The 4,973-nt window shown below is 49.1% G+C and carries 5 protein-coding genes and 2 rRNA genes; 4 read left to right on the forward strand and 3 right to left on the reverse strand.

Annotated features, from left to right (window positions below; genetic code table 11):
- From SD53_RS12245 to SD53_RS12260, 4 genes are all read left to right on the forward strand, one after another.
- On the forward strand, positions 1-229 hold a 229-nt coding region (locus SD53_RS12245; RefSeq protein ID WP_046520525.1), incomplete at its 5' end, for an amidohydrolase family protein.
- Between the two features lie 267 nt (positions 230-496).
- Positions 497-1,255 (forward strand): TrmH family RNA methyltransferase, encoded by a 759-nt coding sequence (locus SD53_RS12250; RefSeq protein WP_046520526.1) that lies wholly within the window; start codon positions 497-499, stop codon positions 1,253-1,255.
- 78 nt (positions 1,256-1,333) lie between these two features.
- Positions 1,334-2,215, forward strand: a complete 882-nt coding sequence (gene cysM / locus SD53_RS12255) for a cysteine synthase CysM (RefSeq protein WP_046520527.1) — start codon at positions 1,334-1,336, stop codon at positions 2,213-2,215.
- On the forward strand, positions 2,215-3,105 hold the full coding sequence (locus SD53_RS12260; protein WP_046520528.1) for a DMT family transporter: 891 nt from the start codon (positions 2,215-2,217) through the stop codon (positions 3,103-3,105). Before cysM ends, SD53_RS12260 begins: the two co-directional genes overlap by 1 nt.
- Here SD53_RS12260 and SD53_RS12265 read toward each other — a convergent pair whose 3' ends face one another.
- The 3 genes from SD53_RS12265 to SD53_RS12275 all read right to left on the reverse strand — a co-directional run.
- A complete protein-coding gene (locus SD53_RS12265) occupies positions 3,106-4,305 on the reverse strand; it encodes a lipase family protein (RefSeq protein WP_241481792.1) in 1,200 nt (399 codons plus the stop codon).
- 388 nt (positions 4,306-4,693) lie between these two features.
- Positions 4,694-4,808: ribosomal RNA gene (rrf, locus tag SD53_RS12270) — 5S ribosomal RNA — on the reverse strand.
- An 80-nt stretch (positions 4,809-4,888) separates the two neighbouring features.
- Positions 4,889-4,973, reverse strand: a 23S ribosomal RNA gene (locus SD53_RS12275); the annotation flags it as partial.

The following is a 4,973-nucleotide window of genomic DNA, read 5'->3' on the forward strand; positions in this document are numbered from 1 at the left end:
GTTACCGGAACAGCGTCTGACTTTAACTCAGGCGTTAAAATCTTTTACGCTCGATGCCGCTTATGGCGCTTTTCAGGATCACAGCATGGGCTCGTTAGTGCCGGGGATGTGGGCTGATTTTATTCTGCTAGACCGTGATATTTTTAAAGTAGCCCCGGAAACCTTATGGCAAGCTAAAGTGCAACAAACATGGGTGGCGGGACAACAAAAATACCAGGCCTCGATGTAGGCTTCAGGTAAGAGGGCTGTAACCCAAATGAATTGGAGTTGCAGCAAGGCGACAAGTAAACGAGTCCCCGGGAGCATAGGCCACTATGTGACCGGGGCGAGAGCACGCAGTCAACGCGGCTGCGGCTTCAAGTAAGAAGGTGTAACCCAAGTTAATTGGAGTTGCAGCAAGGCAACAAGTAAACGAGTCCCCGGGAGCATAGGCCACTATGTGACCGGGGCGAGAGCACGCAGTCAACGCGGCTGCAGCTTCAAGTAAGAAGGGTTTATGATTAGTCAGAAATGGTCGAAACTTATTCGATCCCTGCAGCAAAAAAAATACCGCAAAGCCGAACAACTGTTTTTTGTTGAAGGCGAAAAATCGGTGCTGGAATTGCTGCACAGTGCATGGAAAGTGCGTGCAGTGTTTGGCACAGAGCAGTTTTTGCAGCAGCATCATGCTCTGTGCACTAAAGCCGATTTGATACAGCAATGCACTGAACATGAGTTGGTGCAGGTGGGTACTTTTGCGAGTAATAACGCCGCTTTGGCTGTGGCTGAAATACCAGTAGCCAGCCCATTCAAAGAGCAGCCAGGCGACTGGGTACTAGTGTTAGATCAAATCAACGACCCTGGTAATTTAGGCACTATTATCCGGGTGGCTGACTGGTATGGTATCCGTCATGTCTTGTGCTCGTCCGACACAGTCGATCTGTATAACCCCAAAGTGATAGCTGCAGCGAAAGGCTCATTTTTACGGGTAAAACTTTATTATCAGGATGTATTGCCGGTATTAGAGCAAAGCACAATGCCAATCTACGGTGCTTACCTGGAAGGCGAGTCAGTGCATCAGTTAAAGCTCAGCAAGGCTGGTGGTTATCTGGTGATGGGCAATGAAGCCAATGGTATTAATCCGGCGCTCAAGCCCGTGATCAGTCATCCAGTCACTATCCCGGCCTTTAGCGATACAGAGTCGCTGAATGTCGGCATAGCCACTGCTATTTTATGCGATAACCTGAAACGTCTTTCAGTGTCGTCGATGGTCTGAGTTATAGCGGATCTGTCTGTCGGCACAATGTCAGATCCGCTACACTAAGCGCAATTTGTTCCGTCCCACTGAGGTTTTATGTTCCCTACCCTCGAAGACTATGTTGGCCAAACGCCTTTGGTCCGTTTGCAACGTATGGCCAATCACACCCAAAGTACAGTGTTGTTAAAGCTGGAAGGCAATAATCCGGCGGGTTCAGTCAAAGACAGACCCGCTCTTTTTATGTTGCAACAGGCTGAGCTACGTGGCGACATAAAACCAGGAGACTGCCTGATTGAAGCGACCAGCGGTAATACCGGCATAGCACTGGCGATGGCTGCGGCTATTAAAGGCTATAAAATGAAGCTGATTATGCCGGACAATATGACAGAAGAGCGCAAAGCCTCAATGCGGGCTTATGGTGCTGAGCTGATTTTGGTCAGTAAAGACCAAGGCATGGAATACGCCCGTGATTTAGCCAAACAAATGCAGGCCGAAGGTATGGGTTTAGTGCTGGATCAGTTTAATAACAGCGATAATCCGGCAGCGCATTTTGCCTCGACTGGCCCTGAGATCTGGCAACAAAGCCAGGGCAAAGTCACCCATTTTATTTCCAGCATGGGCACCACAGGCACCATCATGGGGGTATCACGTTATTTAAAACAACAAAACCCTGCGATTCAAATCCTTGGCCTGCAGCCCACAGAAGGCAGCAGCATTCCGGGTATACGCCGTTGGCCAGAAGCCTATCTACCCGGTTTTTATGAAAAGCAGCGGGTTGATCAGATCATCGACATTACTGCCGATCAAGCCTTAGCAACTATGCGTCAGTTGGCACAACAAGAAGGCATCTTTTGTGGTGTCAGTTCCGGTGGCGCCGGCTACGCAGCATTACGTCTGGCCGAACAACTCAAAGATGCTGTTATAGTGGCTATTATCTGCGACCGCGGCGATCGTTATTTATCTTCAGGAATTTATTAGTGCCTTTCGAATACTTAGCTTTATTGGCTGCGGTATGCTGGGCTGTCGGCAGCTTATTGTCGGCCACTGCATCCAGTCATTTGGGCGCTTTTGCTTTTACCCGCTGGCGTTTGGCTTGCGCGGCCAGTATGTTGTGGCTCTGGGCATATTTTAGTGGCGGCTTTAATACTTTGGCGTTGCCTCAATTACCACTGTTAGCCATCTCAGCCCTTATTGGTATTTTAATAGGTGATACCTCGCTGTTTGCCTCAATGAATCGTTTAGGGCCCCGTCGTGCCGGGGTGCTGTTTGCCACTCATGCGATGTTTTCGGTGCTGCTCGCTTATCTATTTTTAGGTGAATCGATTTGGGGCTGGACCTTGGTTGGCTGTGGCTTATTAAGTTCAGGAGTGATGACCGCCATAGTGCTGGGTCGCAGAGCGGAAGAGCAACATCATTGGGAGTCGAATCAATCTCAACTCGGCTCAGGTATCGCCTTAGGCTTAACTTCGGCTATTTGTCAGGCCGCTTCGACCTTAATGTTAAAACCACTGATGGAAACCGAGATAGATGCAGTTAGTGCGTCTGCAGTACGGATGACAGTGGCTTTGTTAGCTCATCTGCTGCTGTTTTGGTTGGGCTTTAAAGTGGCCCGGGTTTATTTGCCTATGACAAAAAAAGTATTCGCTATGGTGTTTGTTAATGCAGGTTTGTCGATGGTGATAGGTATGACGCTGATTTTACAGGCGCTTAAAACCGGAGATGCGGGTTTGGTCGGTATCTTGTCGTCTGTGAGCCCGGTGGTAGTGGTGCCTTTATTATGGCTGGTTTATAAAAGGCGACCTGCTCTCGGAGCCTGGATAGGCGCCAGCCTGACAGTTGCTGGCACAGTGCTGATTCTGTGGCACTAATTAAATAGCTTCCGGAATTTGGTTTCTGTGGTAATCAATCAGACTTAAAATTTCCGCCAAAGCACCGGCATGATTCGGCGTTAAAATACCGTTGTGACCAAAAATAATGTCATCGGATACAGCCAGTACCCAGACCGCCTGCATATTGGCATCGTCACAACTTTGAATAGTACGACGGGCCTGCACCCGGGCACGGATACGCCAGCCAGAGCGATTGAGTTGCATCATGCAGCCAGGTATTGCATCGTGCTGGGCTAAACTGCTATGCAGTACTATAGGAGTTTCGCAGTTACCCCTGGGGCACTTATCGATATCGTGTGTGATAGCCCAGGAATTTCCTACCGCCTGCTCACCATCTTTCAAGAAGTTAAACGCCTCTTTTACGGCAAAATCGCCTTTGGACTGCAATACCACCATACTAGGCTTTTGCCTGTCGACGCTTAATAATGTATCGAGTGGCTTATACTCTTTGGCAGTTACCGCAGGGTTGAGCAGTAAATACAAATTCGGATTGTCTTTACCCAAATCTATGGCTTTTTTTACTCTGGCCTTACTGGCGTGCAAGGCAACAGAACCACCTAAACTATGACCAATAAAGATGTAACGCTTCAGTTGTCCCTGCTCAACCACAGTATCCAGTTTATCTAATAACTGGCTCACGCCTCGCTCGCCGACCAAACGTGAGACTCTTTTCCGCTGGAAAATTGTAGGAAAGTCGAGCGGCTCCATCCAACCTTCCGCCTTATCAGACTCGTCCAACCAAAGAGGGTCGTATTTATCGCCTCGCCAGCCTAAATACAAACCAATCAGGTTTCTTTGTGGCGCCGCCTGTTGTAACTCTTTGATATAGGATTGAAAAGCAACAAAGTTTGAATCTGTTGAAGCGGCGTTCTGGTGCCAGCCATGAACAAAAATCACCAGCTCTGCGGTGGCAGAGTCCGGTTTTTTAATACGATCAAACAAAGCCTGCTGTTGTTTTAAGTCGTGAGGCTGACCTTCGTCATTAAATTCAACCACATGAAAATTACTGTTGGCGGTATTTTCGTCAGGGAAATGATACTGCTGATCAGGAATAGGGGTGATAAAAGTAGAGATCAACACCAGGCTGATGAGCATCAGTGGGATCAGCTTCAGCCACGAACGCCAGCTAAGCCGGATCATTCTGAACCAAAGGTACTGGACTGCACGGACTAGGATCAAACTACACCCAAAACTGCTGTAAAAACGGGCTGCATTATAGCCAAATGAGGGGGGAATGGGTAGGTGGAGTTGGTTGGGTGTTAACGCATTGGTTCTGAATTTGAGTGGTGAGGCGACAGCGGGACGTCTTGTCCGCCTGGCGGTGAACTACAGTGCTCGACCCATCCTGGGTCTCGTCCCTGCGGGACCCGCCGTTGGCGGTCCAAATTGGCTCCGGGCTTTTGTATTCCGGGCCTCCTGCCCTCCACCCTTCGGGGCGGCTGCGCCGTTCAAAAACATTCCAGACGTTTTTGTCGCATGGGGGATGCGCTGCTCGAATGGTCCACCACTAAATTCACATAAGCAAAAAGGCCCAGTCGTTAGACTGGGCCCTTTGGCTTATTTGGGAGCCTGGCGGTGAACTACTCTCGCATGGCATCTGCCACACTACCATCGTCGCGGCTGCGTTTCACTTCTGAGTTCGGAATGGATTCAGGTGGTTCCACAGCGCTATTGCCACCAGGCAAAAACTGTTTTTATGTCTTTAACAAGCAAGCTCGATAGAATTCTGTATCACACCACACACAAACACCTTGGGCGTTGTATGGTTAAGCCTCTCGGGCAATTAGTATGAGTTAGCTTAACGTGTCACCACGCTTCCACACCTCACCTATCAACGTTGTGGTCTC

It is taken from the genome of Rheinheimera mesophila (assembly GCF_000986865.1).
GTDB classification, from domain to species: domain Bacteria; phylum Pseudomonadota; class Gammaproteobacteria; order Enterobacterales; family Alteromonadaceae; genus Pararheinheimera; species Pararheinheimera mesophila.

Coding starts and splice junctions, on each gene's coding strand:
- SD53_RS12250 (WP_046520526.1), top strand. CDS start 497: ATGATTAGTCAGAAATGGTCGAAACTTATTCGATCCCTGCAGCAAAAA.
- cysM (WP_046520527.1), top strand. CDS start 1,334: ATGTTCCCTACCCTCGAAGACTATGTTGGCCAAACGCCTTTGGTCCGT.